The sequence below is a fragment of the Streptomyces sp. genome, from assembly GCF_036524955.1.
Lineage (GTDB): Bacteria > Actinomycetota > Actinomycetes > Streptomycetales > Streptomycetaceae > Actinacidiphila.
Genome location: NZ_DATDBG010000304.1, coordinates 41,438 through 66,575 on the forward strand (window position 1 = coordinate 41,438; position 25,138 = coordinate 66,575).

At 71.3% G+C, this 25,138-nt stretch carries 21 protein-coding genes; 7 read left to right on the forward strand and 14 right to left on the reverse strand.

The genetic code is table 11. From position 1 onward, the window contains the following. Window positions 1-19 precede the first annotated feature (19 nt). Together VIW71_RS24100 and VIW71_RS24105 are read right to left on the reverse strand one after the other, a co-directional pair. Window positions 20-1,048, reverse strand: a complete 1,029-nt coding sequence (locus VIW71_RS24100; RefSeq protein WP_331624680.1) for an ABC transporter ATP-binding protein — start codon at window positions 1,046-1,048, stop codon at window positions 20-22. A gap of 276 nt (window positions 1,049-1,324) precedes the next feature. Beyond that, the gene (locus tag VIW71_RS24105; RefSeq protein ID WP_331624681.1) at window positions 1,325-2,530 is read right to left on the reverse strand and encodes an NYN domain-containing protein; all 1,206 of its coding nucleotides are present in this window, start codon (window positions 2,528-2,530) and stop codon (window positions 1,325-1,327) included. Between the two features lie 224 nt (window positions 2,531-2,754). Between VIW71_RS24105 and VIW71_RS24110 the strand changes: the two genes are divergently transcribed. Then, window positions 2,755-2,922, forward strand: a complete 168-nt coding sequence (locus tag VIW71_RS24110; protein ID WP_331624682.1) for a hypothetical protein — start codon at window positions 2,755-2,757, stop codon at window positions 2,920-2,922. Between the two features lie 146 nt (window positions 2,923-3,068). On the opposite strand, the gene dnaE is transcribed toward VIW71_RS24110, so the two are convergent. After that, window positions 3,069-6,629 carry a DNA polymerase III subunit alpha gene (dnaE, locus tag VIW71_RS24115; RefSeq protein ID WP_331624683.1) on the reverse strand — a complete coding sequence of 1,187 codons (3,561 nt, stop codon included), beginning with the start codon at window positions 6,627-6,629 and terminating at the stop codon, window positions 3,069-3,071. Window positions 6,630-6,744: 115 nt separating this feature from the next. Here dnaE and VIW71_RS24120 point away from each other — a divergent pair, with 115 nt between their 5' ends. The 3 genes from VIW71_RS24120 to VIW71_RS24130 all read left to right on the forward strand — a co-directional run bounded on the left by VIW71_RS24120 (window position 6,745) and on the right by VIW71_RS24130 (window position 9,748). Next, entirely contained in the window at window positions 6,745-8,055 is a 1,311-nt protein-coding gene (locus VIW71_RS24120; protein WP_331624702.1) for a DUF2252 domain-containing protein, read from the forward strand. Between the two features lie 124 nt (window positions 8,056-8,179). Further along, the gene (locus tag VIW71_RS24125; protein WP_331624684.1) at window positions 8,180-8,875 is read left to right on the forward strand and encodes a hypothetical protein; all 696 of its coding nucleotides are present in this window, start codon (window positions 8,180-8,182) and stop codon (window positions 8,873-8,875) included. Window positions 8,876-8,947: 72 nt separating this feature from the next. Then, complete coding sequence (locus VIW71_RS24130) at window positions 8,948-9,748, forward strand: thioredoxin domain-containing protein (RefSeq protein ID WP_331624685.1); 801 nt, start codon at window positions 8,948-8,950, stop codon at window positions 9,746-9,748. Window positions 9,749-9,791: 43 nt separating this feature from the next. Here VIW71_RS24130 and VIW71_RS24135 read toward each other — a convergent pair whose 3' ends face one another. After that, window positions 9,792-10,478, reverse strand: coding sequence for a dienelactone hydrolase family protein (locus tag VIW71_RS24135; protein ID WP_414720829.1), 687 nt, complete (start codon window positions 10,476-10,478; stop codon window positions 9,792-9,794). Between the two features lie 117 nt (window positions 10,479-10,595). Here VIW71_RS24135 and VIW71_RS24140 point away from each other — a divergent pair, with 117 nt between their 5' ends. Beyond that, window positions 10,596-11,705 carry a mechanosensitive ion channel family protein gene (locus VIW71_RS24140; RefSeq protein WP_331624704.1) on the forward strand — a complete coding sequence of 370 codons (1,110 nt, stop codon included), beginning with the start codon at window positions 10,596-10,598 and terminating at the stop codon, window positions 11,703-11,705. 130 nt (window positions 11,706-11,835) lie between these two features. Here the strand turns inward: VIW71_RS24140 and VIW71_RS24145 are convergent, their stop codons facing one another. The 3 genes from VIW71_RS24145 to VIW71_RS24155 all read right to left on the reverse strand — a co-directional run bounded on the left by VIW71_RS24145 (window position 11,836) and on the right by VIW71_RS24155 (window position 14,346). Continuing rightward, on the reverse strand, window positions 11,836-12,777 hold the full coding sequence (locus VIW71_RS24145; protein ID WP_331624687.1) for an RluA family pseudouridine synthase: 942 nt from the start codon (window positions 12,775-12,777) through the stop codon (window positions 11,836-11,838). Window positions 12,778-12,892: 115 nt separating this feature from the next. Beyond that, entirely contained in the window at window positions 12,893-13,456 is a 564-nt protein-coding gene (gene lspA, locus VIW71_RS24150) for a signal peptidase II (RefSeq protein WP_331624688.1), read from the reverse strand. Window positions 13,457-13,581: 125 nt separating this feature from the next. Further along, window positions 13,582-14,346 (reverse strand): TraR/DksA family transcriptional regulator, encoded by a 765-nt coding sequence (locus tag VIW71_RS24155; RefSeq protein WP_331624689.1) that lies wholly within the window; start codon window positions 14,344-14,346, stop codon window positions 13,582-13,584. A 22-nt stretch (window positions 14,347-14,368) separates the two neighbouring features. On the opposite strand from VIW71_RS24155, the gene VIW71_RS24160 reads away from it, so the two are divergent. Further along, window positions 14,369-14,995, forward strand: coding sequence for a hypothetical protein (locus VIW71_RS24160; RefSeq protein WP_331624690.1), 627 nt, complete (start codon window positions 14,369-14,371; stop codon window positions 14,993-14,995). 585 nt (window positions 14,996-15,580) lie between these two features. Further along, window positions 15,581-18,760 carry an isoleucine--tRNA ligase gene (gene ileS, locus VIW71_RS24165; RefSeq protein WP_331624691.1) on the forward strand — a complete coding sequence of 1,060 codons (3,180 nt, stop codon included), beginning with the start codon at window positions 15,581-15,583 and terminating at the stop codon, window positions 18,758-18,760. 242 nt (window positions 18,761-19,002) lie between these two features. Here the strand turns inward: ileS and VIW71_RS24170 are convergent, their stop codons facing one another. From VIW71_RS24170 to VIW71_RS24200, 7 genes are all read right to left on the reverse strand, one after another. Then, entirely contained in the window at window positions 19,003-20,163 is a 1,161-nt protein-coding gene (locus tag VIW71_RS24170) for a DivIVA domain-containing protein (protein ID WP_331624692.1), read from the reverse strand. Between the two features lie 46 nt (window positions 20,164-20,209). Beyond that, a complete protein-coding gene (locus VIW71_RS24175) occupies window positions 20,210-20,497 on the reverse strand; it encodes a YggT family protein (RefSeq protein ID WP_331624693.1) in 288 nt (95 codons plus the stop codon). Between the two features lie 60 nt (window positions 20,498-20,557). Further along, window positions 20,558-21,169 carry a cell division protein SepF gene (locus tag VIW71_RS24180; protein ID WP_331624705.1) on the reverse strand — a complete coding sequence of 204 codons (612 nt, stop codon included), beginning with the start codon at window positions 21,167-21,169 and terminating at the stop codon, window positions 20,558-20,560. Between the two features lie 94 nt (window positions 21,170-21,263). Then, window positions 21,264-22,010 carry a YggS family pyridoxal phosphate-dependent enzyme gene (locus VIW71_RS24185; protein ID WP_331624694.1) on the reverse strand — a complete coding sequence of 249 codons (747 nt, stop codon included), beginning with the start codon at window positions 22,008-22,010 and terminating at the stop codon, window positions 21,264-21,266. After that, entirely contained in the window at window positions 22,007-22,744 is a 738-nt protein-coding gene (gene pgeF, locus VIW71_RS24190) for a peptidoglycan editing factor PgeF (protein ID WP_331624695.1), read from the reverse strand. Before pgeF ends, VIW71_RS24185 begins: the two co-directional genes overlap by 4 nt. Window positions 22,745-22,754: 10 nt before the next feature. Further along, on the reverse strand, window positions 22,755-23,975 hold the full coding sequence (gene ftsZ / locus VIW71_RS24195; protein ID WP_331624696.1) for a cell division protein FtsZ: 1,221 nt from the start codon (window positions 23,973-23,975) through the stop codon (window positions 22,755-22,757). A gap of 239 nt (window positions 23,976-24,214) precedes the next feature. Continuing rightward, entirely contained in the window at window positions 24,215-25,021 is an 807-nt protein-coding gene (locus VIW71_RS24200; protein WP_331624697.1) for a cell division protein FtsQ/DivIB, read from the reverse strand. Window positions 25,022-25,138: the final 117 nt, after the last annotated feature.

Genomic DNA, 25,138 nt, shown 5'->3' on the forward strand with positions numbered 1-25,138 from the left:
CCGACCTGGGTGACTACGGTCACGACTTCACCAGCCCCTTCCCCCGTCCCCCGAGTGCCAGGTAGACATCTTCCAGGCTGGGCATCGCGAGTGTGAAATCGTCCAGGGCGGCGAAGGCGGCGCCGCCGGTGACCTCGGCGACGGCGGCGCGGGCCCGGTCCTGCGGCAGGCGCAGCGTCCAGCGGCGGCCGGAGATCTCGGCGAACGGGCGCAGCGCGCTGACGCCGGGCAGGCCGAGCGGCGCCTCGTCGCGCCAGACGAGGTCCAGCCGTACCTCGCCGGCGACCAGCGCACGCAGCCCGGCGGGGGTGTCGCAGGCGATGACCCGCCCTCGGTCGAGGACCGCGACGCGGTCGAGCACGGTCTCGGCCTCGATGACGTTGTGCGTGACCAGCAGCACGGTGGTGCCGTGCTCGGTCCGGCGCCGGTCGACGGCGGACCACACGGCGCGCCGGGCGACGGGGTCCATGCCGGTGGTGGGTTCGTCCAGGACGAGTACGGGGCGCTCGCCGACCAGTGCGGCGGCCAGGCACGCCAGGCGCCGCTGGCCGCCGGAGAGACGTTTGAGGGGGCGGCCCGCCAGGGGGCCGAGTTCGAGTTCGGCGAGTACCGCGTCGCCGGCGGCCCGCGCGGCGCGCGCGTCCAGGCCGCGCAGCCGGCCGGTGGTCTCGGCGGCGAGCGCGACGGTCAGTTCGTCCAGCGCGGTGGACTCCTGCCCGAGGTAGCCGATCAGCCGCGCGGCGCGGTCGGGGTGCCGTACGAGGTCGTGGCCGAGCAGGTCGATGGTGCCCGCGTCAGGCCGCAGCAGGCCGGTGAGCTGCCGTACGAGGGTGGTCTTGCCGGCGCCGTTGGGCCCGAGGATGCCGAAGAGCTCGCCGTGGCGCACGTCGAGGTCGATCCCGTCGTTGGCGCGTACGACGGCCGCCGCCGCGCCCGCGGGACGGCGCCGCCACCCCCCGGATCCGCCGCTGTACGTCCGCACCAGGCCGCGCACGGTGCACACCGCACCGGGCCTTGGCGGCGCCGTCTCCTCCGTGCCCGTGGTCACGAACACCGAGAGTACGCGAACCCGGAGTACCCGAACCCCCGGGGTGCGCTGCGCCCCGTGGGGGGCGCGGGGAACCGCGCGCTCGGCCACGACATGTCCGCACCCGGCAGCGGGCCGGGACCCGCCGAGCTGGATTCCGTATCACGCCGGGCCGCGGCCCGGTGGAGGTTGGTCGCGCGGTTCCCCGCACCCCGGCGGGGCCGCAGCGCACCCCGAGGGTTCGCCGGGTCCACCCCCGGCAGCTCCCCCGCGCCCCGGCCGTGGCGCCCCAGCCCGCTAATCGCCGTCCGCGGAGGACTCGGTGCGGCCGTCGACCTCGCGCCAGAAGCCGGCGCGGATCGCGTAGCGGTCCTGCTCGTCGATCTGGTCGTCCTTGTGGGCGAGGAGGCCGAAGCGGGCGGCGTAGCGGAGGAGTTCGCCGTCGATACGGTGCGGGACGCGGGGGTAGTGGGTGGAGAGCTGCTGGAGGTGGGCGGGGTCGGCGAGGCGGGCGATCCAGCGGCGGGCGAAGACCTGGCCGACCTCGTAGGGGTCGCCGCTGACCGCGGTGATGTCGGCCTCGCGGTCGGCCCAGCGCTGTTCGGCGGTGGTGAGCTGGGCGAGAGTGGGCAGGCCGCTGGTGTCGGGGACGTCGGCGCCGCGGTCGGTCCAGCTCCGGTCGGAGGACCAGCGCAGGGTGGCGCTGGGGGCGGGGTGCGGGGGCGGCGGGGCGGCATGGGCACGGCCGAGACCGGCGAGGTCCTTGGGGGTGGGCACACCCCTGGGCGCGCTGGCCGGGGTCGGTTCCGGCGCGGGCGCCGTGCCGTTCTTCGCGGGATGCGGGGCCTGCGGGGGCGCCGCGGCAGCGGACTCCGGCAGCGGGGCGGAGAGAATCGCGGCGATCTCGGGGCGGATCTCGGGCCGCGGTCCGGGCGGCGGGCAGACCCCCGCGATGTCGCGGGCCCGGATCGCCGCGGTGATCCACTCCCGGTCCAGTACCCGCCGCTCGTCCGCCTCGGCGACCAGGTCCTCCGACTGGTTGTAGTCGCCGTCGGCGGCCTGCACTGCCCACAGGTGGACGGCGACGCCGTGTTCCTTGGCGGACATCATGCCGGGCAGCAGGTCCCCGTCGCCGGTGACCAGCACCACGTCCGAGCAGGCCCGGTTGCGGGCCAGCTCGGAGAGCTCGGCGTGCATCGCCGCGTCCACGCCCTTCTGCGCCCACCTGCCGTCCGTCCGGGTGAGCGCGCCGAGCCGTACGGTCACCCGCGGCATCACCCGCAGCCGGCGGTGTTCCGGTTGCGGAACCCGGTCGGGCGCTCCGTCGAACCAGTAGATTCTCAGCAGCGGCTGCCCGGTCTCCAGCTCGGCGCGTCGGCGCAGGCCGGCGACGACCGCGGCATGATCCACGACGATCCGGGAACGCGAAGGTTCACCGGCCAGAAGGCTCGCCGCTGCGCCCAGCAGGTATCCGGCGTCCACCAGGACGACGCAGCGGTCCACGTTGCACCTCTTCCGGTCGCCCCCCGGCACGGACTTCCCCCAGGTTTCCCCCGAGTCTGCCCGAATGCTCGGGGGTTATGACCCCGAACGCGATCTTCGGCGTGGCGGGGTCGCTTTTTCCTGTCGCCCCTCGTTCTCACTGCCCGAAATGCGACCTTCGCACTCCCATGCAAATCTGAGTTCGGCCGATCGGCCCCCATCTCCCCCGACAGGAAGGCACGATCATGGCTAAGAACAAGAACCAGAACCGTCAGCGTGAGCAGCACGGCGAGCGGCGCGGCTCCGCCACGGAGGCCCAGGAGCACGCCAAGAACGCCATGGCGGAGGATCCTGTGATACCCGCCGCCCCGCAGGCCGGGCGCCGCCAGCAGAAGCGGTTCGGCCACAACTGACCGCGCTGTACCCGCACTTCACGCCGACGCGGGGGTGCCCCTTCGGGGGCGCCCCCGCGCTCGTGCGACCGGTGCGGTGGTCGCCGCGCTCCATGGGCGGCGCGGTCGTTCCCGCGCTCGTGCGGTCAACGCCCGCGTGGCCGGACTCAGCCCGCCTGCTGCCCCGCCCCCGCTCCCAGGCACGCGGGCCCCAGCAGCGCCTTGAGGTCACCGAACAGCGAGGGGTCGGCGGTCACCCGGTGCCGGTCGAGCCGGAGCACGGTGGTGGTGCGCGCCCCCTGGAGCCTGACCCGTACCTCCGTGTTGCCCTTGTGGCTGTCGAGCACTTCGCCGAGCCGGGCCACCAGCGGCGGGGTGACCTTGACCGTCGGGATGGAGATCATCACGGGCGCGTTGGCGCCCACGTCCGACAGGTCGGGGACCTGGAGTTCCATCGCGACCAGCCGCGGGACGTCCTCGCGCTTGTCCAGCCGTCCCTTGACGAAGACGACCGCGTCCTCGACGAGTTGGGTGGAGACCAACTGGTAGGTGGCGGGGAAGAACATGCAGTCCACCGAGCCCGCCAGATCCTCCACGGTGGCGATCGCCCACGCGTTGCCCTGCTTGGTCATCTTGCGCTGGAGGCCGGAGATGATGCCGCCGATGGTGACGATCGCGCCGTCCGCGTAGTCACCGGCGAGCGCGGCGATGGCGGCGTCGGTCTTGTCGCCCAGGACGTGCTCGATGCCGAACAGCGGGTGGTCGGAGACGTAGAGACCGAGCATCTCCCGCTCCTGCGCGAGCAGATAGGTCTTGTCCCACTCGATGTCGGAGAACACCACGTCCATGCCGAAGGCGGGGCTGTCGTCGCCCTCGTCCGCGCCCAGGCCACCGAACAGGTCGAACTGTCCCTCGGCCTCCTTGCGCTTGACCTGCACCACGTTGTCGATCATCGACTCGAAGTGCTCGGTCAGGCCGCGCCTGGTGTGCTTCAGCGCGTCGAAGGCACCGGCCTTGATCAGTGACTCCACGGTCCGCTTGTTGCAGACCACCACCTCGACCTTGTCGAGGAAGTCAGGGAAGGAGGCGTACCTCCCCTTGGACTTGCGGCTCCGGACGATCGACTCCACCACGTTCGCTCCGACGTTGCGCACCGCGGTGAGGCCGAAGACGATCGTGTCGTCACCGCGCGGGGTGAAGTTGGCGTTGGACTCGTTGACGTCCGGGGGCAGCACCTTGATGCCCATCCGGCGGCACTCGTTGAGGTAGAGCGCCATCTTGTCCTTGTCGTCCTTCACCGAGGTGAGCAGGCCCGCCATGTACTCGGCCGGGTAGTTCGCCTTGAGGTAGGCGGTCCAGTACGACACCAGGCCGTACGCCGCGGAGTGCGCCTTGTTGAAGGCGTAGCCGGCGAACGGGACCAGGACGTCCCACACCGCCTGGATGGCCTCGTCGGAGTAGTTCCGCTCCCGCATGCCGGCCTGGAAGGGGATGAACTCCTTGTCGAGGACCTCCTTCTTCTTCTTGCCCATCGCGCGACGCAGCAGGTCGGCCTGCCCGAGCGAGTAGCCGGCCAGCACCTGGGCGGCCTTCTGCACCTGCTCCTGGTAGACGATGAGGCCGTAGGTGATGTCCAGGACCTCGCGCAGGGGCTCTTCGAGCTCCTTGTGGATCGGGCTGATCTCCTGCTGCTTGTTCTTGCGCAGCGCGTAGTTGATGTGCGAGTTCATGCCCATCGGGCCGGGCCGGTACAGGGCCGAGACGGCGGAGATGTCCTCGAAGTTGTCGGGTTTCATCATGCGCAGCAGGGCGCGCATGGGGCCGCCGTCGAACTGGAAGACGCCGAGGGTGTCGCCGCGGCCGAGCAGGGCGTACGTGTTGGGGTCGTCCAGCGGCAGGGCGAGCAGGTCGATGTCGATGCCCTTGTTGGCCTTGATGGACTTGACCGCGTCGTCCATGATCGTCAGGTTGCGCAGGCCGAGGAAGTCCATCTTGAGCAGGCCGAGCGATTCGCAGCTCGGGTAGTCCCACTGCGTGACGACCGCGCCGTCGTTCTTCGGGGAGAAGATCGGCACGTGGTCGATGAGCGGTTCGGCGGACATGATCACGCCGGCCGCGTGCACGCCCATCTGCCGGACCAGGCCCTCGATGCCGCGGGCGGCGTCGATGACCTTGGTGACGTCCGCCTCGTTCTCGTACATGCCGCGGACCTCGGCGGCCTCGCTGTAGCGCGGGTGGTCCTTGTCGGTGATGCCGGACAGCGGGATGCCCTTGCCGAGCACGTCGGCGGGCATCGCCTTGGTGATCCGGTCTCCCATGGAGAACGGGTACCCCAGCACGCGGGCCGAGTCCTTGATCGCGGCCTTGGCCTTGATGGTGCCGTAGGTGGCGATCTGGGCCACCTTGTCGGAGCCGTACTTCTCGGTCACGTAGCGGATGACCTCACCGCGCCGACGCTCGTCGAAGTCGATGTCGACATCGGGCATGGAGATGCGCTCGGGGTTGAGGAACCGCTCGAAGATCAGCCCGTGCGGTACGGGATCGAGGTCGGTGATGCCCATCGCGTAGGCGACGATCGAGCCGGCCGCGGAGCCGCGCCCCGGGCCCACCGCGATGCCGTTGTTCTTGGCCCACATGATGAAGTCGGCGACGACCAGGAAGTAGCCGGGGAACCCCATCTGGATGATGGTGTCCATCTCGTACTCGGCGAGCTTCTGGCGGTCCTCGGGGACACCGCCGGGGAAGCGCCGGACCATGCCGCGGGCGACCTCCTCACGGAACCAGGTGACCTCGGTGTACCCCTCGGGCACGTCGAACCTGGGCATCAGGTTCCTGGTCTCGAACATGCCGTCGGTATCGACCCGCTCCGCGATCAGCAACTGGCTGTTGCGGCAGCCCTGCTGCCAGGCGTCGGAGGAGTCGATGGCGTACATCTCGGCGGCCGACTTCAGGTAGTAGCCCGAGCCGTCGAACTTGAACCGGTCCGGGTCGGACAGGTTGGAGCCGGTCTGGATGCACAGCAGGGTGTCGTGGGCGGAGGACTCGCTGGCGTAGGTGTAGTGCGAGTCGTTGGTGACCACGAACGGCGCGCCCAGCTTCCTGGAGATCTCCATCAGACCGTCACGGGCCCGGCGGTCGATGTCGATGCCGTGGTCCATGATCTCGACGAAGAAGTTCTCCTTGCCGAAGATGTCCTGGTACTCCGAGGCGGCCTTGAGCGCCTCGTCCATCTGCCCGAGCCGGATCCGGGTGGAGACCTCGCCGGACGGGCATCCGGTGGTGCCCATCAGCCCTTCCGCGTACTCGCTGAGCAGTTCGCGGTCCATCCGGGGCTTGCGGAAGTAGCCCTCGAAGGAGGCCCGGGACTGGGCCCGGAAGAGGTTGTGCAGGCCGGTCCTGTTGCGGGCCCAGATCGTCATGTGGGTGTACGCGCCGGCGCCCGACACGTCGTCGCCCTTCTGGTGCGGGGCGCCCCACTTGACGGGCTTGGCGTACCGCCGGGACTCGGGCGCGAGGTACGCCTCGATGCCCATCACCGGGGTGACGCCGGCCGCCTTGGCCTGGTGGAAGAAGTCGTACGCCCCGTGCAGGTTGCCGTGGTCGGTGATGGCCACATGGGACATGCCCATCTCGTTGCACGCCTTGAACATGTCCTTCAATCTCGCCGCTCCGTCCAGCAGCGAGTACTGGGTGTGGACGTGCAGATGAGTGAAGGGCTGGTCGGTCACGGGCGGCGACACCTCCGGCGAGTACGGTCTTCCTGCGGCGCTGGTGAGTCTACGACCCGGGTCCGACACCGGCGTGCGGCTCCCCGTAGTCTCCCTACCCGTGGCAGATTCCCGTATGAGCGACCCCGGCGACGCGCCCCGGGGGCAGCAGATCCTCTCCGTCTTCGACACGGCCTTCGGCGAGCTGCTGGCCGCCGATCCGGCCGCTTTCCGGGTGAAGTTCCGGAAGATGGCGGCGTCCGCGTTCGCCTTCTACCGGGGCACGGCGAGCCTGTTCTACGCCGACCTGGACGACGAGAAGGACGCGGTCCCGTATCTGACCGCGACGACCGCGCGGGTGTGGATCCACGGCGACCTGCACGCCGAGAACTTCGGTACGTACCTGGACGCGAACGGGCGGCTGATCTTCAACGTCAACGACTTCGACGAGGCGTTCGTCGGCCCGTTCACCTGGGACCTCAAGCGGTTCGCCGCCTCGGTCGCGCTGATCGGGTACAGCAAGGCGCTCGCGGACGAGGTGATCACCCGTCTGGTGACGGCGTACGCGGGCGCGTACCGGGAGCGTATCCGGCTGCTCGCCAAGGGTGAGCAGGTGCCGCCGCTCACCCTGGACAGCGCGGCCGGGCCGCTGCTGGACGCCCTGCGCAGCGCGCGGACCAGGACCCGGGTGGGGCTGCTGGACTCGATGACCGAGGTGGTGTCGTACGACCGGCGGTTCTCGTCCGGCGGCGGCGCCGTCGCACTGGACGAGGGGACCAGGGCGCAGGTGCTGGCGGCCTTCGGGTCGTACCTGGAGACGCTGCCCGAGGCGACCCGGGTCCGGCGCGAGAGCCAGCGGGTGAAGGACGTGGTGGGGCGGCGCGGGATCGGTATCGGCAGCGCGGGCCTGCCGTCGTACAACCTGCTGCTGGAGGGCAACACCGACGCGCTGGAGAACGACGTCGTCATCTACATGAAGCAGGGGCAGACCCCCGCGGTGTCCCGGCACATCACCGATCCCGCGATCGCCGGCTACTTCCGGCACGAGGGCCACCGCACGGTGATCTCGCAGCGCGCCCTTCAGGCGCACGCCGACCCCTGGCTGGGCTGGACCGAGCTGGACGGCACCGGCCAGCTCGTCGCCGAGGTCTCGCCGTACGCGGTGGACCTGGACTGGTCGGACCTGGACGACCCGGCGCAGATCGAGGCCGTCGTCGCCGATCTGGGCCGGGCGACCGCCACGATGCACGCCGCCGCGGACGACGAGAGCGGGCACTCGCTGGTCCCGTTCTCCACCGAGGAGGCGATCGACGAGGCCATCGGCGGCGACGAGGCCGGATTCACCGCGATGCTGGTGGACTTCGCCCACGGCTACGGTGCCCGGGCCCGCGCCGATCACCAGATCTTCGTGGACCTCTTCCGCAACGGCCGCATCCCGGGGCTGTGAGCCCGGCCGGTCGCTGCCGGCCGGTGATCCCGGGCCGGTGACCCCCCGGCCGGTGACCGTCGCGGCCCGGTGAACCCTCGCGTCCCCCTGTTACCGCCCCTTTAGGTCACGCATACCCGCCTCCATGGCACACTCTGTGGCCATGGAGGCGATACGACCGCGGCTGAGGGCACTGCGTGCTGCCCTCTTCGCCGCGATGTGTGTCACGCTCTCCTCCGCCTCCCATGTGCTGATGGCGCACGAGCCGCTGCCGCTGACCGCGGTCGCCGGGGCGTACGCCGCGGTCTTCGCGGTCGCCTACCTGCTGGCCGGCGGCCGGGAGCGCGGCTTCTGGGCGATCGCCGGGCTGATGGTCCCGCTGGAACTCGCCGTCGACACCGTCTTCACCTCCGGGCAGCGAGCCTGTTACGGGCCCTCCGGCGGCCCGGTGACCGGCTCGTGGCGGACGCTGCACCAGGCGGTGGTCTGCGGCGGCGACCCGGTCGGCGGGCGGCTGTCGGCCCTTTCCGGCGGGACGGACGCGCCGCAGGTGCCGTCCAACGTGCTGCCGTGGGTGCTGCTCGCCGTGCACGTCACGGTCGCCCTGTGTGCCTCCTGGTGGCTGCGGCGCGGTGAGGCGGCGCTCCAGCGGGTGCTGCGCGCGGTGGGCGCCGCCGCGTTCCGCCCGCTGCTGTTCGCGGTGGCCGCCGCCCGTACCGCGGCCGGACTCCCGCCGCACCGGGCCCGCCGTGCCCCTCGTACCACCGCCGGAGCGCTCGCCGCCCGGCCGCTGCTGCACTCCGTCGTACGCCGGGGCCCGCCCGTGCCGGTCGCGCTCTGACCCGCGCCACACCGGACCGTCCCCTTTCCTCACGCGTGCCCCCACGCACGCGTCCGTACCACGGAGACCCCCATGAGCAGCAGGAACAGCAAGGCCAACAAGGCCGCCGCCCGCGAGCGGCTGCGCGCGCAGCGCGAGAAGGAGGCGAAGCGGGCGAAGACCCGCCGCCAGTTGCTGGTCGGCGGCGGCGTCGTGGCGCTGCTGGCGGTGGCCGCCGGCGTCGCGGTGGCCGTCAACGAGATGAACAAGGACGGCTACTGGGAGGCCGCGGCGAAGAAGCCGCTGGTCAAGCCGGCCAACGCCGAGGGCACCGACGGCACCACGGTGATCATCGGCGACAAGAGCAACAAGAACACGGTCAGCGAGTACGAGGACATGCGCTGCCCGGTCTGCGCCGGGTACGAGCAGACGTCCGGCGCCGCGGTGCTGGCGGGCGCCAAGGCGGGCAAGTACAACATCTCGTTCACCTTCGGCACCTTCCTGGACGACGTCAACGGCGGCGCGGGCTCGAAGAAGGCGCTGAGCGCGCTGGCGGCGGCGCTGAACGTGTCCACCGACGCGTTCGAGCAGTACCACACGCTGCTCTACTCCAAGGACGTGCACCCCGATGAGCGCAAGGACGAGTTCAACAGCGCCGACCGCCTGATCGAGCTGGCGCAGAAGGTCCCCGCGCTCAAGGGCAACGCGAAGTTCTCCGACGCGGTGACCAAGGGCACCTTCGACAAGTGGGCGCTGGTGATGACCTCGAAGTTCAACAACGCCAAGGGCGTCGAGGGCACCCCGACGGTCTTCGTCAACGACAAGAAGATCACGGTCAACGGCGTCGACTCGGCGACCGTGATGGCCGCGATCGAGGCGAACCTGAAGAAGTAGTCCCGCCGGGAACTCCTCCGGGGCCCCGCCCCTCACCCGGACCTCACAGGTCCCGGAGGAAGTCCAGCGCCACCGCCCAGGTCCGCGTGGCGGCCTCCGCGTCGGGGTCGGGGAGATCGTGGTCGGGGAGATCGTGGTCGGGGAGATCGTGGTCGGGGAGATCGTGGTCGGTGCAGAGGCGGCCGGCGCCGCGGTAGCGGTGGATCTCCACGTCCGCGCCGGCCTTGCGCTTCCGCAGGTACCAGGCGTTCAGCCAGTCGTCGGGCTCTGGGGGTACCTCCCGGGCCGAAGGCGCCGGGGGAGGGTCCGGCTCGGCGACGTGGAGCCGCACCGGGATGTCGGTGGCCACGTCGTCCGCGATGTCCGACGTGCCGTGCAGGAGCAGCAGCCCGCGGGCCCGGTCGTCGCCGAGCGCGGCGTTCTGCGCGAGCGAACCGCCGAGCGAGAAGCCGGCGTAGACCAGGCCCTGTTCGGAGTACGGCGCGGCGGCGGTGATCGCCCGGCGCAGCAGTTCGTCCCGGCCGATCCCGTCGGCGACCGCCATGCCCTCCTCGACGGTCAGCGCGGTACGGCCGTCGAACAGGTCGGGCACGTGCACCTCGTGGCCCGCGGCGCGCAGGCGGTCCGCGGCGGCGTGCACGGCGGGCCGCAGCCCGCAGGCGGAATGGAACAGGACGATCGTCACAGGGCTGGCCTGGCTCCGTACCGGGTACGCGGTCCATCGTGCCAGTTACCGTCGAGGCGCGAAGCACACGCAACACGCGGAGACCACTCGGCGGGCACAGAACGCGTAGAACCCTTGGAACACGCGTAGTCGAGAAGCCGAGGACGAGGAGTCGAGGTGACGATGGAGAGCGCGCTACGGCCGGTTCTGTTGGTCGGGGCAGCCGCCCTGCTGACCCTGATCGTCGGATGGGCCGTCGACAGATCCCTGCGTACGGTGGACGCCCGGCACCCCGAGACGCCCCTGTGGGACCTGCTGCGCCGTTGCCGGCTGCCCCTCCAAGTGGTGCTGTGCACCGCGATGTTGCGCGGCGGCTACCGCACCACACACCTCGCGGACGCGCACACCGCGGCCATCGGCCAGGCCCTCACCCTGGTACTCATCGGCGCGTCGGCGTGGCTGGTCGTCCGGGTCGCCGCCGCGATCCTCGACGCGTCGTACGCCCGTTACGCCGCGGTCTCGCAGAACATCCCGAAGATACGCCGGCTGCGTACCCAGTCGACCCTGATCCAGCGGGTGTTCACCGCGATCGTCGGGGTGATCGCGGTCGCCTCGATGCTTTTCACCTTCCCCGGGATGCGGACCGTCGGGGCGTCGATGCTGGCCTCGGCCGGCATCATCGGCATCGTCGCGGGTGTGGCCGCCCAGTCCACGCTGGGCAATCTCTTCGCCGGGCTGCAGATCGCCTTCGGCGACATGGTACGGATCGGCGACACCGTGGTGGTGGACGGCGAGTGGGGCGTGGTCGAGGAGATCACCCTGACCTTCCTGAGCGTCCGCACCTGGGACGAGCGGCGGATCACCATGCCGGTGTCGTACTTCACCAGCAAGCCGTTCGAGAACTGGTCCCGCGGCGACGCGAGGATGACCGGCTCGGTCTTCCTCCACGTCGACCACGCCGCCCCGGTCGACCTGATGCGCAAGCGGCTGCTGGAGATCCTGGAGCATGCCGCCGAGTGGGACCGCAGGGCGTGGGGCCTGGTGGTCACCGACACCACTCCGACCACCATCGAGGTACGGGCGCTGGTCACCGCCAAGGACGCCGAAGACGCATTCAACCTGCGCTGCATCGTGCGTGAGCATCTGATCGACTGGCTGCGCGTCGAGCACCCGTACGCGCTGCCCCGGGTCAACACCGCGCCCGCGCCCGGCCGTCCGCACCAGGGCGAGGCCCGCGAGGCGGCGCCGATACCGGACGCCGAGGAGCTCGGGCCGGGGCCGGGGACGCACTGAGCGGTTACCGGGCCGGGGCCGCGCTTGCGGGGGCCCGGCCGGCTCAGCCTCGCATCGAGCGCAGGTCGAAAGAAGAGGAGGGCCAGCCGGTCCCCGGCTTCAGCGTGTCACCGCGCGGGATCCGCCCGGCCTACCGGCTGTCGCCGCGAACTGTGTCCAGGGCGTGCTGGAGGTCGGCCGGATAGGTGCTCTCGAACTCCACCCACTCCCCCGTGGCCGGGTGCTCGAAGCCCAGCCGCATCGCGTGCAGCCACTGGCGGGTCAGGCCGAGGCGGGCCGACATGGTGGGGTCGGCGCCGTAGGTGAGGTCGCCGACACACGGGTGGCGGTGCGCGGCCATGTGCACGCGGATCTGGTGGGTGCGGCCGGTCTCCAGCTTGATGTCGAGCAGGCTCGCGGAGCGGAACGCCTCGATGAGGTCGTAGTGCGTGACGGAGGGCTTGCCGTCCGCGGTGACGGCCCACTTGTAGTCGTGGGTGGGGTGCCGTCCGATCGGCGCGTCGATGGTGCCGCTGAGCGGATCGGGGTGGCCCTGGACGAGGGCGTGGTAGCGCTTGTCCACCACGCGGTCCCTGAACTGCTGCTTGAGCACGCTGTACGCCCGCTCGGACTTGGCGACCACCATCAGGCCGGAGGTGCCGACGTCCAGCCGGTGCACGATGCCCTGGCGTTCGGCGGCGCCCGAGGTGGAGATGCGGTACCCGGCGGCGGCCAGTCCGCCGATCACAGTGGTGCCGGTCCAGCCGGGGCTGGGGTGGGCCGCGACGCCGACCGGCTTGGCGATCACCACCACGTCGTCGTCGTCGTGGACGATCTCCATGCCCTCGACCGGCTCCGCCACGATCCGTACCGGCGCGGGCGGCGCGGGCATCTCGACCTCCAGCCAGGCCCCGCCGTGCACCCGCTCCGACTTCCCCGCGGCCGCGCCGTCGATCGACACCTTGCCGGACGCGGCCAGCTCGGCGGCCTTGGTCCGCGAGAAACCAAACATACGGGCGATGGCGGCGTCGACGCGCTCGCCTTCCAGGCCGTCGGGCACGGGCAGGGAACGGACTTCGGGAAGGGTACTCACCTGATCGAGTATGCCGGACGGGGAGAGCCCCGCCGTCCGGTACGAGTCCGCACGCGGACGAGCGCGGCCGTCCGTGCACGGGGCCGTGCGCGGACGGGCCGCGCTCGCGGGCGGCTCAGTCGCGGTGCTGCGTGCCGTCCGGGTCGATGCCGCGGAAGGAGAGCAGCACGATCAGGACGCCGCCGCAGCAGATCGCCGAGTCGGCGAGGTTGAAGACGGCGAAGTGCGCGGGGGCGATGAAGTCCACCACCCGGCCCTGGAAACCGCCGGGGGCGCGGAAGACGCGGTCGGTGAGGTTGCCGAAGGCGCCGCCGAGGAGCAGGCCGAGCGCGATCGCCCACGGCAGGCTGTACAGGCGGCGGGCGAGACGGGCGATCACCACGATGACGCCGACCGCGATCACCGTGAAGACGACGGTCATGCCCTGGCCCAGACCGAACGCGGCGCCCGCGTTCCTGATCGCGTCCAGCCGCAGGTAGTGGCCGAAGACGTCGATCGGGTCGCGGTGCTCCAGGCTGTGCACGACCCAGATCTTGGAGAGCAGGTCGAGGAGGTACGCGAGCGCCGCGACGCCTATCAGTACGGGGATCCGCCGTTTGCGGGATGCCGACGACTCGACCGCGGCCGGCGCCTCCTCCGGCGTCTCCGGTGTGGTGATGGTGCGCTCCGCTTCCGTCACGTGAGTCCCTCAGCCCTTGTGCAGCCGTGTGCCCGATGCCCGCCAGGCCGAAATCCTGACTGATGACGAGAGTACGGCACACCCGTACCGGGGGTCCCCCCGCCGACGGCAGGGGGAGTATCAGGTCAGCGCCGCTCCTGCCGCTGCTTGTCGTCGAGGCAGAGGGTGGCCCGCGGAAAGGCCTGCATCCTGGCCTTCCCGATGGTTTTGCCGCAGACCTCGCAGAGGCCGTACGTGCCCTCGTCCAGCCGTTGCAGCGCGTGGGTGGCCTGGGTGAGCGTCTCCCGGGCGTTCGCGGCGAGCGCCATCTCGTACTCGCGCGTGATGTTCTTCGTACCCGTGTCGGCCTCGTCGCCCGCGCCGTCCCCGGAGTCGCGCATCAGGCCCGCGACGGCGGCCTCGGACGAGGCGATCTCCGCCTTCAGCCGCTCCACCTCGGCCAGCAGTTCCGCCCGCGCCTCCGCGACCTCCTCGTCCGTCCACGGCTCCTCCCCCGGCAGCACCGCCAACTCCCCCGGCTCCGTGGCGGTCCGCGCCGCCGGAACGGCCACGTCCGTCTTCTCAGCTTCCACTTCGCCCACTCCCGTCTCGTCCGCCCCGACAGCCCGCCCGGCCCCGACTTGTTCCGCCGTGCCGGCTGCCGCCGCCTTCCCGGGCGAGGTCTTCCGGGCCGGAGCCTTCTTGGCCGCGGCCTCCCTCACCGGTGCTTTCCCGGCCGCGGTCTTCTTGGTCGCGGCCTTCTTGACCGGGGCCTTCCTCGCCGCGCTCTTCTTGACCGGGGCCTTCTTGGCCGCGCTCTTCTTGGCCGCGGCCTTCTTCGCCGCGGCCTTCCTCCCTGCTGCCTCACCAGAGGCTTCCGGGACCGTCATTGCCTGCTCGGCGGTGCTCAAGGGGGCCGCCTTCCGTGTCGTCGTGCTCTTGCCGGCCGCCACCCGTCCGACCGCGCCCTTTCTCGTCGGCGCCGTCCTGTCCGCCGCCTTCCCGGGCGGCGCCTCGGTGGCCGCCGCCTTTTTCGCCGCCGCAGTATGGGGCGCGGCCTCCTCGACCGCCGCCTCCTTCGCTGCCGCCCTCTCGCCGACCGTCCTTGCGACCGCCGCCTTCCTGCCCTTCGCAGGCACCGGCGAGGCAGCGTCCGAGGAAGCCGCCGCCTCGCCGGGCGCGGGCCGCTTCGCCACGGCCCTGCGAGCCGTTGCCTTCCGCACCCCGGCCTTCCCGCCGGCCCCCGTTCCCGTTCCCGGCGCCGCCTTCTCGGGCGCGGCCTCCTCGGCCGCCGGCCTCCTGCTCGCAGCCCTTCCGGAGGCAGCTTCCGTTCTTGTTCCCGGCGCCGCCTTCTTCCTCTCGTTCTTCCTGCCGCCCGCCCCTCCTCGCGCAGGCCGCCGACCCGGTGCCGGCGGCGGGTCCGGGGGCCCGGCGGCCGGTGCGGCCGCTTTGCGGGGCGCCAGGGACCCACGGGCCGCCGCAGCGCCGGCCGCAGGCCGTTCACCCGGTGCCACTGCCCGCTTCTTCACGATCATGGCCGCGACCCCTTCACATGTGTGATGTCGTTCGCGAATCCTGCCGAAACGCTAATTCCGCTCCGGACCCGCGGCAACGGGGGTGCGCTGCCTGACGGACCCGTCCGCCTGGGGCAGACAGGTCTTCATCCGTTGTGCCCAGCTCTCCGCCAGGTATTCCCGCAGGTGACCGCGTCCATGCGGGAAGGCGGCCATTCGGGTCGCCGCGAGGTCCGGCGGCCGTGGCCCGGCGGTCCGCGCACCGGGCCCGGGCGGCCGTAAAGCGTTCGGCCGCCGCCCGCGCGGCCCCGTACACTGGGCGAAGCGAAAGGCGTGGATGGGACGAGTAGCGCCGCACGCAGCCATGAGCGACCCGGGGACGGTGGAAGCCCGGGGGCGTGCGCGGTGTGAAGATCACCCCGGAGCCGCCGGAAGAAGCCCGCAGCCGGGTCGTACGCCCGGCGGGCCGTAGAACCGGCTTCGCGACCCCAATGAGGGGGCGGTCGGGCCCGGGAGGGCGCTGCCGCCAAGGAGGGTGGTACCGCGGGAGCGCACGGCAGGAATCGCTCTCGTCCCTCCGACGGAAGTCCGCGACAAGCGAGAAGCGTCCGCCGGAGGAAGAGAAACCCCGATGAGCCAGCCGCGTCAGCCGCAGTACCGCCAGGTGCCCGCGCAGGTCGATCTGCCCGCCCTCGAACACGAGGTGCTGGCCCTGTGGAGCGAGCGCAAGACCTTCGCCCGCTCCGTGGAGCAGTCCGTGGGCCGGCCCGAGTGGGTCTTCTACGAGGGCCCGCCCACCGCCAACGGCATGCCCGGCGCCCACCACATCGAGGCCCGCGTCTTCAAGGACGTCTTCCCCCGGTTCAAGACCATGCGGGGCCACCACGTGACCCGCAAGGCCGGCTGGGACTGCCACGGCCTGCCGGTCGAACTGGCGGTGGAGAAGGAGCTCGGCTTCACCGGCAAGCAGGACATCGAGGCGTACGGGATCGCGGAGTTCAACGCGAGGTGCCGCGAGTCGGTGACCCGGCACACCGACGCGTTCGCCGAGCTGACGACACGCATGGGCTACTGGGTGGACCTGGACGACGCCTACCGCACGATGGACCCGGAGTACGTGGAGTCCGTGTGGTGGTCGCTCAAGCAGATCTTCGCCAAGGACCTGCTGGTCCAGGACTACCGGGTGGCCCCCTGGTGCCCGCGCGACCAGACCGGCCTGTCCGACCACGAGCTGGCACAGGGATACGAGACGGTGATCGACCCGTCCGTCTACGTCCGCTTCCCGCTGACCTCCGGCCCGCTGGCCGGCGAGGCGGCGCTGCTGGTCTGGACGACCACCCCGTGGACCCTGGTGTCGAACACGGCGGTCGCCGTGCACCCGGACGTCACGTACGTCGTCGCCACCGACGGCACCGAGCGGCTGGTCGTCGCCGAACCACTGTTCGACAAGGCGCTCGGCGAGGGGGTATCGCCCGGACCGCTGGGCCCAGGGGGACGCTGGACGGCGACCGGGCAGACCTTCACCGGCCGCGAGATGGAGCGCTGGACCTACCGGCGGCCGTTCGCGCTGGTGGACGTCCCGGACGCGCACTACGTGGTCAACGCCGAGTACGTGACGACGGACGACGGTACCGGCCTGGTCCACCAGTCCCCCGCCTTCGGTGAGGACGACCTCAGGACCTGCCGGGCGTACGGCCTGCCGGTGGTCAACCCGGTCCGCCCGGACGGCACCTTCGAGCCGGACGTGCCGCTGGTCGGCGGCGTCTTCTTCAAGAAGGCCGACGAGGCGCTGGTGGCCGAACTCCAGTCGTCCGGGCTGCTGTTCCGGCACGTGCCGTACGAGCACAGCTACCCGCACTGCTGGCGCTGCCACACCGCGCTGCTCTACTACGCGCAGCCGTCCTGGTACATCCGCACCACGGCCGTGAAGGACGCGCTGCTGCGTGAGAACGAGCGGACCAACTGGTACCCCGAGTCCGTCAAGCACGGCCGCTACGGCGACTGGCTCAACAACAACGTCGACTGGGCGCTGTCCCGCAACCGCTACTGGGGTACCCCGCTGCCCATCTGGCGCTGCGAGGAGGGCCACCTCACCTGCGTGGGCTCGCTCGCCGAACTCACCGAGCTGACCGGCACCGACCAGTCGGGCCTGGACCCGCACCGCCCCTACATCGACGCGGTCACCTTCCCCTGCCCGTCCTGCCGGGCGACCGCCACCCGCGTCCCGGAGGTCATCGACGCCTGGTACGACTCCGGCTCGATGCCGTTCGCGCAGTGGGGCTACCCGTACCGCAACAAGGAGGTCTTCGAGCGCACGTACCCCGCGCAGTTCATCTCCGAGGCGATCGACCAGACCCGCGGCTGGTTCTACACGCTGATGGCGGTCGGCACGCTCGTCTTCGACAAGTCCAGTTACGAGAACGTGGTCTGCCTCGGCCACATCCTCGCCGAGGACGGCCGCAAGATGTCCAAGCACCTCGGCAACATCCTCCAGCCGATCCCGTTGATGGATCAGCACGGCGCCGACGCGGTCCGGTGGTTCATGGCCGCGGGCGGCTCCCCGTGGGCGGCCCGACGGGTCGGGCACGGCACGATCCAGGAGGTGGTCCGCAAGACGCTGCTCACCTACTGGAACACAGTCGCCTTCCAGGCCCTGTACGCCCGCACCTCCGGCTGGGCGCCCGGCCCCGCCGACCCCGCGGTCGAGGACCGGCCGCTGCTGGACCGGTGGCTCGTCGGCGAACTGCACGTTCTGGTGCGGGACATGACCGACGCCATGGAGTCGTTCGACACCCAGCGCGCCGGAAAGCTGCTGTCCGCCTTCGTGGACGACCTGTCCAACTGGTACGTGCGCAGGTCCCGTCGGCGGTTCTGGCAGGGCGACCCGGCGGCGCTGCGCACGCTGCACGACGTGGTGGAGACGGTCACCCGGCTGATGGCGCCGCTGGTGCCGTTCATCACCGAGCGGGTCTGGCAGGACCTGGTGGTGCCGGTGGTCCCGGACGCGCCGGACTCCGTACACCTGGCGTCCTGGCCGGAGGTGGACGAGGGACGGATCGACCCGTCCCTGTCGGAGCGGATGCGGCTGGTCCGGCGGCTGGTCGAGCTGGGCCGGGCGACCCGGGCGGAGTCCGGCGTCAAGACCCGCCAGCCGCTGTCCCGCGCGCTGGTCGCCGCCACGGGCTTCGCCGAGCTGTCGCAGGAGCTGCGGGCACAGATCACGGAGGAGCTGAACGTCTCCTCGCTGGCCTCGCTGTCCGAGGTCGGGGGTTCCCTGGTCGACACCAGCGCGAAGGCGAACTTCCGGGCGCTGGGGAAGCGGTTCGGCAAGGGGGTACAGGCGGTGGCCGCGGCGGTGGCCGCGGCGGACGCGGCGGCCCTGTCGGCGTCCCTGCGCGACACGGGCTCGGCCACGGTGGAGGTCGGCGGGGAGACCGTCACGCTCTCCCCCGACGAGGTCATCGTCACCGAGACCCCCCGCGAGGGCTGGTCGGTCGCCTCCGACGCGGGCGCCACGGTCGCCCTCGACCTGGAGATCACTCCGGAGCTGCGGCTGGCGGGCCTCGCGCGGGACGTGATCCGGCTCGTCCAGGAGGCCCGCAAGAATTCCGGGCTGGACGTGGCGGACCGCATCTCCGTGCGGTACGCCACCGAGAACGCCGACCTGGCCTCGGCCCTCACCGCGCACGCGGGGCTCATCGCGGAGGAAGTCCTGGCGGTCGACTTCGCGGCGGACACCCCGGACGCCGCGTACGGCCCCGCGTTCACCGACGAACCGCTGGGCCTCACCTTCCACTTGCGTAAGGCGTAGGTGGAGGCGCCCCGGCAGGGGCGCGGAGAACTGCGCGACCGGCCACAGCGCCGCCGCAGGCGCAGGCGCAGGCGCAGGCGCACCGTGACCGTAACGGCGGGCTGCCGACCGCCCGCCGGCGGGGGCTGATCGCGCGGTTCTCCGCGCCCTGCCACGGGGCGCGCACCCGACAAAAAGGCCGGGCCCCCTGGGGAAACGGATTCCCCGGGGGCCCGGCCTTGGCAGAGCCTCGTGGCAAGCGGCTAGTTGTCGTCCTCGTCGATGAGAAACCCTCGCATCGGGGTCGGCGCCTGCTGCAACGGCTGCGGTCCCTGCGGGCGCACCGGAGCCATCGGCTGGGTCATCGCGGGTGACATCTGCTGCTGCCCGTACGAGGGACCCGGGTTGTGGCCGCCCATGCCCTGGCTGCCACTGCCGTAGGAGGGAGCGGAACCGGCGTGACCCATCGCACCGGCACCCGCGGGCGCCATACCGCCCATGCCCGCGCCCATGGAGTTGCCGCCCATGGAGTTCCCGCCCATCGTCCCGCCCATGGAGGACGCGGACGGCAGGGAGGGGGCCGGCGCACTGGTCCGCGGCGGGGCCAGCGAGTCGTCGGCCTGGTTCTCCAACTGGCGCAGCTGGGACTCCAGGTAGGACTTCAGCCGCGTGCGGTACTCCCGCTCGAAGCCGCGGAGGTCCTCGACCTTGCGCTCCAGGGTCGCGCGGGCGGACTCCAGGGAGCCCATGGCCACGCGGTGCTTCTCCTGGGCGTCCCGCTCCAGCGCGTCCGCCTTGGCGCGGGCGTCCCGCTCCAGGCCCTCGGCACGGCTGCGCGCCTCACCGACGATCTTGTTGGCTTCGGACCGCGCCTCGGCGATCGCCTGGTCCGCGGTCTGCTGCGCGAGCGAGAGCACCCGGGCGGCGCTGTCGCCACCGGGACCCTGCTGCTGCATCGGGTGCTGACCCATCGGCGGCCCCTGCATGGGGTGCTGCTGCATGGGGTGCTGACCCATCGGCCCGGGACCCTGCTGCATCGGGTGCTGGCCCATCGGGCCAGGACCGTGCTGCTGGTGCTGCTGCGCACTCGGTCCAGCCGGGAGCTGCGGCGCGCCGCCGGGCAGCTGGGGCGGACCCATCTGCTGCTGGGGCATCTGCTGCGGCACCGGCTGCGGTCCAGATATGGCGGCGGGCACGGGTCGGTCCTGCGGCTCGGGCTTCCGCATGCCCTGCTGCTGGTTCTGGGCGGCGGCCCGGGTGGCCGCGGCCAGCTTGGCCCGCAGATCCTCGTTCTCGCGGAGCAGTCGGGTCAGCTCCGCCTCCACCTCGTCGAGGAAGGCGTCGACCTCGTCCTCGTCATAGCCCTCTCTGAGGCGGACGGTCGTGAACTGCTTGTTCCGAACGTCCTCGGGGGTCAGCGGCATCTCTTCACCTCAACGTGATCGTCGACATATCGGGAGCCCGCACCGTTCACATCAAGCCCCCCACGACGGAGATCAGGATGTACACGATGATCATCAATACGAAGAAGGACAGGTCGAGCGCCACGCCCCCGAGACGCAACGGCGGGATGAACCGCCGCAGAAGCTTGAGTGGCGGATCGGTGACAGTGTAGGCGCCCTCCAGAATCACCACCATCGCCCTCCCAGGGTGCCATGAGCGGGCGAACTGGAAGACGTAATCCATCACCAATCGGAAGATCAGCACAAACAGGAAGCAGTACAACGCGATGTACAGCACCTGGAGTGCGACACTCATCGCGCTTCCCTCTCCCTGCTTGTCGTCGGCCTGCGGGCCGGCCCTACGGTTGCGTCTCGTTCAGCTCTGGTTGAAGAATCCGCCCTCGGCGATCCGGGCTTTGTCCTCCGCCGTGACATCGACGTTAGCAGGCGAGAGCAGAAAGACCTTCTGCGTCACCCGCTCGATACTCCCGTGCAGCCCGAAGACGAGACCGGCGGCGAAGTCGACAAGTCGCTTCGCGTCGGTGTCGTCCATCTCGGTCAAGTTCATGATCACCGGCGTGCCCTCACGGAAGTGTTCCCCGATCGTACGGGCTTCGTTGTACGTCCGGGGGTGGAGTGTCGTGATCCGGTACGGCTCGCGTTCTGACACGACCTTGGGCATGATCACGGGTGCGTTCTTCTCCAGGCTGTGACGTTCGGGTGTGATGGATGCCACGGGGGCGATCCGGGGTTCGCGAGGCGCCGGGGCGTGTACGAGACGCGCCGGTTCGTCCTGCGGCTGGTGCTGGCTCGGCGCCGGGATGTGCTGCCGTCGCGGCGCGCGCTCCGGCTCCGGGGCGGCCCGACCGCTCGGCGGCGTGGCCATCTCGGGCTCGAACTCGTCGTCGGGGTCGAATCCCGGGCCGTCGTATCCGTCGTCCTCCACGAGGCCGAGGTAGACCGCCATCTTGCGCATCGCGCCGGCCATGCTCTGCGTCCTCTCAGCGGGGTTGCGGTCCTCGGCCGCCTCGGGGACGACCGCCACACCATATTTATGCTGTGGTCCGACTTGTTTGGTGACGTTACCGGAGCCTGGGACGGACTCCGAGTACCGCCGTTCCGATGCGCACATGTGTCGCCCCGGCCGCCACCGCCTCGTCGAGGTCCTGGCTCATCCCTGCCGAGACCATGTTCGCAGTCGGATGCGTCTCGCGCACGCGGGATGAGATTTCCATCAACCGATGGAAGGCGGCGCGGGGTTGACCCGCGTACGCTCCGGCCAGCGGCGCGACGGTCATCACACCGTCCAGGCGCAGTCCGGGAGCGGCCGCGATCGCGTCGGCGAGCGCTCCGACCGCGTCGGGTGCCACCCCGCCGCGCTCCCCTCGAGCGCCCGACTCGGCGTCCAGTGCGACCTGGACGAGGCAACCCACCTGCCGTTCCCCGGCGGTGGCCGCGGACGACAGCACGGTGACCAGCCGGAGCCGGTCGACCGAGTGCACGTGGTCAGCGTAACGGACCACGGAGCGTGCCTTGTTGGTCTGCAACTGACCCACGAAGTGCCAGACCAGGCCGAGGTCGGCGCAGGCGTCGGCCTTGGGGGCGGCCTCCTGGTCGCGGTTCTCGGCGACCTGCCGGACGCCGAGCCCGGCCAACAGCCGTACGTCGTCGGCCGGGTAGGTCTTGGTCACCACAATCAGGGTCACCTCCCCGCGGTCCCGCCCGGCGCCCTCGCACGCGGTGGTGATACGTTCCTCCACCTGGGCCAGATTCGCGGCGAGTTGGGCGGATCTGTCACGGTCCTGCTCGTGGTGTGCGGGGGCGTTCACGTAGTGCCGTCCAGCCAGACGTAGCCCGCGAGCCGTCCGGTGACGGACTCGCGGCGGTAGGAGAAGTGTTCGGGGGATTCCAGCGTGCACACGGTCGGCGCCTCGTGCACCCGTACGCCCCGGCGCGCGAGTTGGGCGCGCACGCCGGCGCTCACATCGACGGCCGGCGTACCCCAGCTCGTCTCGGCGTACGCCTGGGGCACGACGGCGGCCACCTCGTCCCGCAACACCGCGGGCACTTCGTAGCATTTACCGCATACCGACGGTCCCAATAGGGCGATCAAACGCCCGGGATCGGCACCAAGTGTGATCATCATCTCAACCGTGGCCGGCACCACGCCGGCCACCAGTCCCGGCCGCCCGGCGTGCGCGGCGCCGACGACCCGCGCCTGCGGGTCGGCGAGCAGCACGGGTACGCAGTCGGCGGTCAGCACCGCGAGCGTGAGGTCGGCGCGGGTGGTGACCGTCGCGTCCACCGCCGGTACCGGCCCGCTCCCCCAGGGTTCCCCGACGACCGCGACATCGCGGCCGTGCACCTGGTTCATCCAGACCACCCGGCCGGGGTCCCGGCCCAGCGCGCCCGCCGCCAGCGCGCGGTTGGCGCGTACCGCCGCGGGATCGTCGCCCACCGCACCGCCGAGATTGAGGCTGTCATACGGAACGGCGCTCACCCCGCCCCACCTGTCGGTGAAGGCGAAGTGCGCGCCGTCCACTGCCGTGCGGTGCCCTATCACTGCCGGGCGGTCACTTCAGGAAGTCCGGGACGTCGAGCTCCTCGGCCGCGGTGTCCTGGTACGGCCGGGCCGGCGGGACGACCGGCGGGACCACCGGGGTGGCCGCGGTCTCGGCGACCGGCTCGCTCTCCGTGTCGCGCTCGGCCGGGGAGGCCGACGGGATGCTGCCCAGGCCGCCGAAGGACGGGGTCGGGCGGGCGCTGTCGGTACGCAGGGCCTCGTCCCGGGCGGGGTAGGAGGAGGAAGAGCCGAGCACCTTGTCGCGGCTGCCCTTGGCGGGCGGCTGGCCGCCGTCGAATCCGGCCGCGATGACGGTGACCCGCACCTCGTCGCCGAGCGCGTCGTCGATCACCGCGCCGAAGATGATGTTGGCCTCGGGGTGGGCGGCCTCGGAGACGAGCTGGGCGGCCTCGTTGATCTCGAACAGGCCGAGGTCGGAGCCGCCTGAGATGGAGAGCAGCACCCCGCGGGCGCCGTCGATGGAGGCTTCCAGCAGCGGCGAGGAGATGGCCATCTCCGCGGCGGCGACCGCCCGGTCGTCGCCGCGCGCAGAACCGATGCCCATGAGGGCCGAACCCGCTTCCGACATCACGGACTTCACGTCGGCGAAGTCCAGGTTGATCAGGCCGGGGGTGGTGATCAGGTCGGTGATGCCCTGCACGCCGGAGAGCAGCACCTGGTCGGCGGAGCGGAACGCGTCCAGCACGCTGACCTGGCGGTCCGAGATGGACAGCAGCCGGTCGTTGGGGATGACGATGAGGGTGTCGACGTTCTCGCGCAGCCCGGCGATGCCGTCCTCGGCCTGGTTGGCGCGGCGGCGGCCCTCGAAGGTGAAGGGGCGGGTGACCACGCCGATGGTGAGGGCGCCCAGCGAGCGGGCGATGTTGGCGACGACGGGCGCGCCGCCGGTACCGGTGCCGCCGCCCTCGCCCGCGGTGACGAAGACCATGTCGGCGCCCTTGAGTACCTCCTCGATCTCCTCGCGGTGGTCCTCGGCGGCCTTGCGGCCGACATCCGGGTTGGCTCCGGCGCCGAGGCCGCGGGTCAGTTCGCGGCCGACATCCAGCTTGACGTCGGCGTCGCTCATCAGCAGGGCCTGTGCATCGGTGTTGATCGCGATGAACTCGACGCCCTTGAGACCGACCTCGATCATCCGGTTGATGGCGTTGACGCCACCGCCGCCAATGCCGACGACCTTGATGACTGCGAGGTAGTTCTGCGGTGCTGCCACGTCGAAGGCCTCTCGCCTCGAGTTACGAATCGTGTGGGACGGTCGGTTGCGCTCGCCGATGCCGTTCCGAACCCTCACCGTGAGGTTTAGGGTTACCAGTGTGCCTGTCCCAGGTGTTCCTTGGGACGAGACACTAAGTCGACAAGCGGTGGCGGTTCAACGAACACGCCGAACCTCCCGTTTTTCTTTTCACCCTATGTGATCACGCCGTCGACCCGGGAACCAGGGTGCGGGCTCCGTCAACTCCCGGACGCGGCGGGTGCGGCGGGTGCGCTGACGTCGAAGTGTGTCGCGCCGGGTCGGGCCTTCAGCAGCGCGGTGAGCACGGACGCCTTGCGCGCGCCGTCCTCCGCGCTCCCCCAGACGACGTGTCGGCCGCGCGAGAGTTCGACGGTGATGCCGTCGTACGAGCGCACCCGGATCGCGGTCGCCTGCCCGTGCAGCGCATCGGGAAGATCGGCCGCGACCGTGATGGCGGCCCGCAGCAGCCGCCGGGTCCCGAAGTGGCGCAGGCTCGCCGAGGGGACCGGCGTCAACCGCACCAGCGGTACACCGCGCGGCGCCCGGTCGACGGTGGCGAACCGCACGCCCTCCCGGTCCACTTCGGTGAACTTCGCGCCGCTTCTCAGCACGGCGGAAGGCGTCCGCTCGGTCACCGTGACCCGGATCGTGTGCGGCCAGGACCGTGCCACGTCCACGTCGCCGAGCCGTGGCAGCGCGGCGAGCAGCCGGCCGCGTACGGCGTCGGTGTCGACCGAGAGCAGCGGGCCGCCGAGCGGTACGGCGGCGGCCCGCTGGATCTGACCGGCCGTCAGCACCCGGTTCCCGCCGACGGTCACGCGCGTGGCGCGGAACCAGGAGGAGCCGTAGACCGCCCAGGTCCCGGCGGCGGCCAGCACGGTCAGCACGACCAGGCCGACCAGTAGGGTGCGCCTGCCCGGCGGGGTCACCCGGAGCCGCCGCTCCGGGTCCACGTGCGGCTCGCCGTCCGCCCGTCCGGCCCGGTCGTCCGCCTCCGGCAGCGAGGTCGCTCCCGGTCCACTCACGTCAGCCTCCGGTGTGTCGACGTCTCAGGAGCGGAACCGCCCCGCCGGGCCCCCATCGTGACGGCGGCGGACGGCGCCATGTGTCAGACGGCCCTGACGCCGCGTCGGTCAGGGTTT

Coding starts and splice junctions, on each gene's coding strand:
- VIW71_RS24170 (WP_331624692.1), bottom strand. CDS start 20,163: ATGCCGCTGACCCCCGAGGACGTTCGGAACAAGCAGTTCACGACCGTC.
- VIW71_RS24175 (WP_331624693.1), bottom strand. CDS start 20,497: ATGAGTGTCGCACTCCAGGTGCTGTACATCGCGTTGTACTGCTTCCTG.
- VIW71_RS24110 (WP_331624682.1), top strand. CDS start 2,755: ATGGCTAAGAACAAGAACCAGAACCGTCAGCGTGAGCAGCACGGCGAG.
- ileS (WP_331624691.1), top strand. CDS start 15,581: ATGAGCCAGCCGCGTCAGCCGCAGTACCGCCAGGTGCCCGCGCAGGTC.
- VIW71_RS24125 (WP_331624684.1), top strand. CDS start 8,180: ATGGCACACTCTGTGGCCATGGAGGCGATACGACCGCGGCTGAGGGCA.
- VIW71_RS24120 (WP_331624702.1), top strand. CDS start 6,745: ATGAGCGACCCCGGCGACGCGCCCCGGGGGCAGCAGATCCTCTCCGTC.
- VIW71_RS24180 (WP_331624705.1), bottom strand. CDS start 21,169: ATGGCCGGCGCGATGCGCAAGATGGCGGTCTACCTCGGCCTCGTGGAG.
- VIW71_RS24130 (WP_331624685.1), top strand. CDS start 8,948: ATGAGCAGCAGGAACAGCAAGGCCAACAAGGCCGCCGCCCGCGAGCGG.
- VIW71_RS24140 (WP_331624704.1), top strand. CDS start 10,596: ATGGAGAGCGCGCTACGGCCGGTTCTGTTGGTCGGGGCAGCCGCCCTG.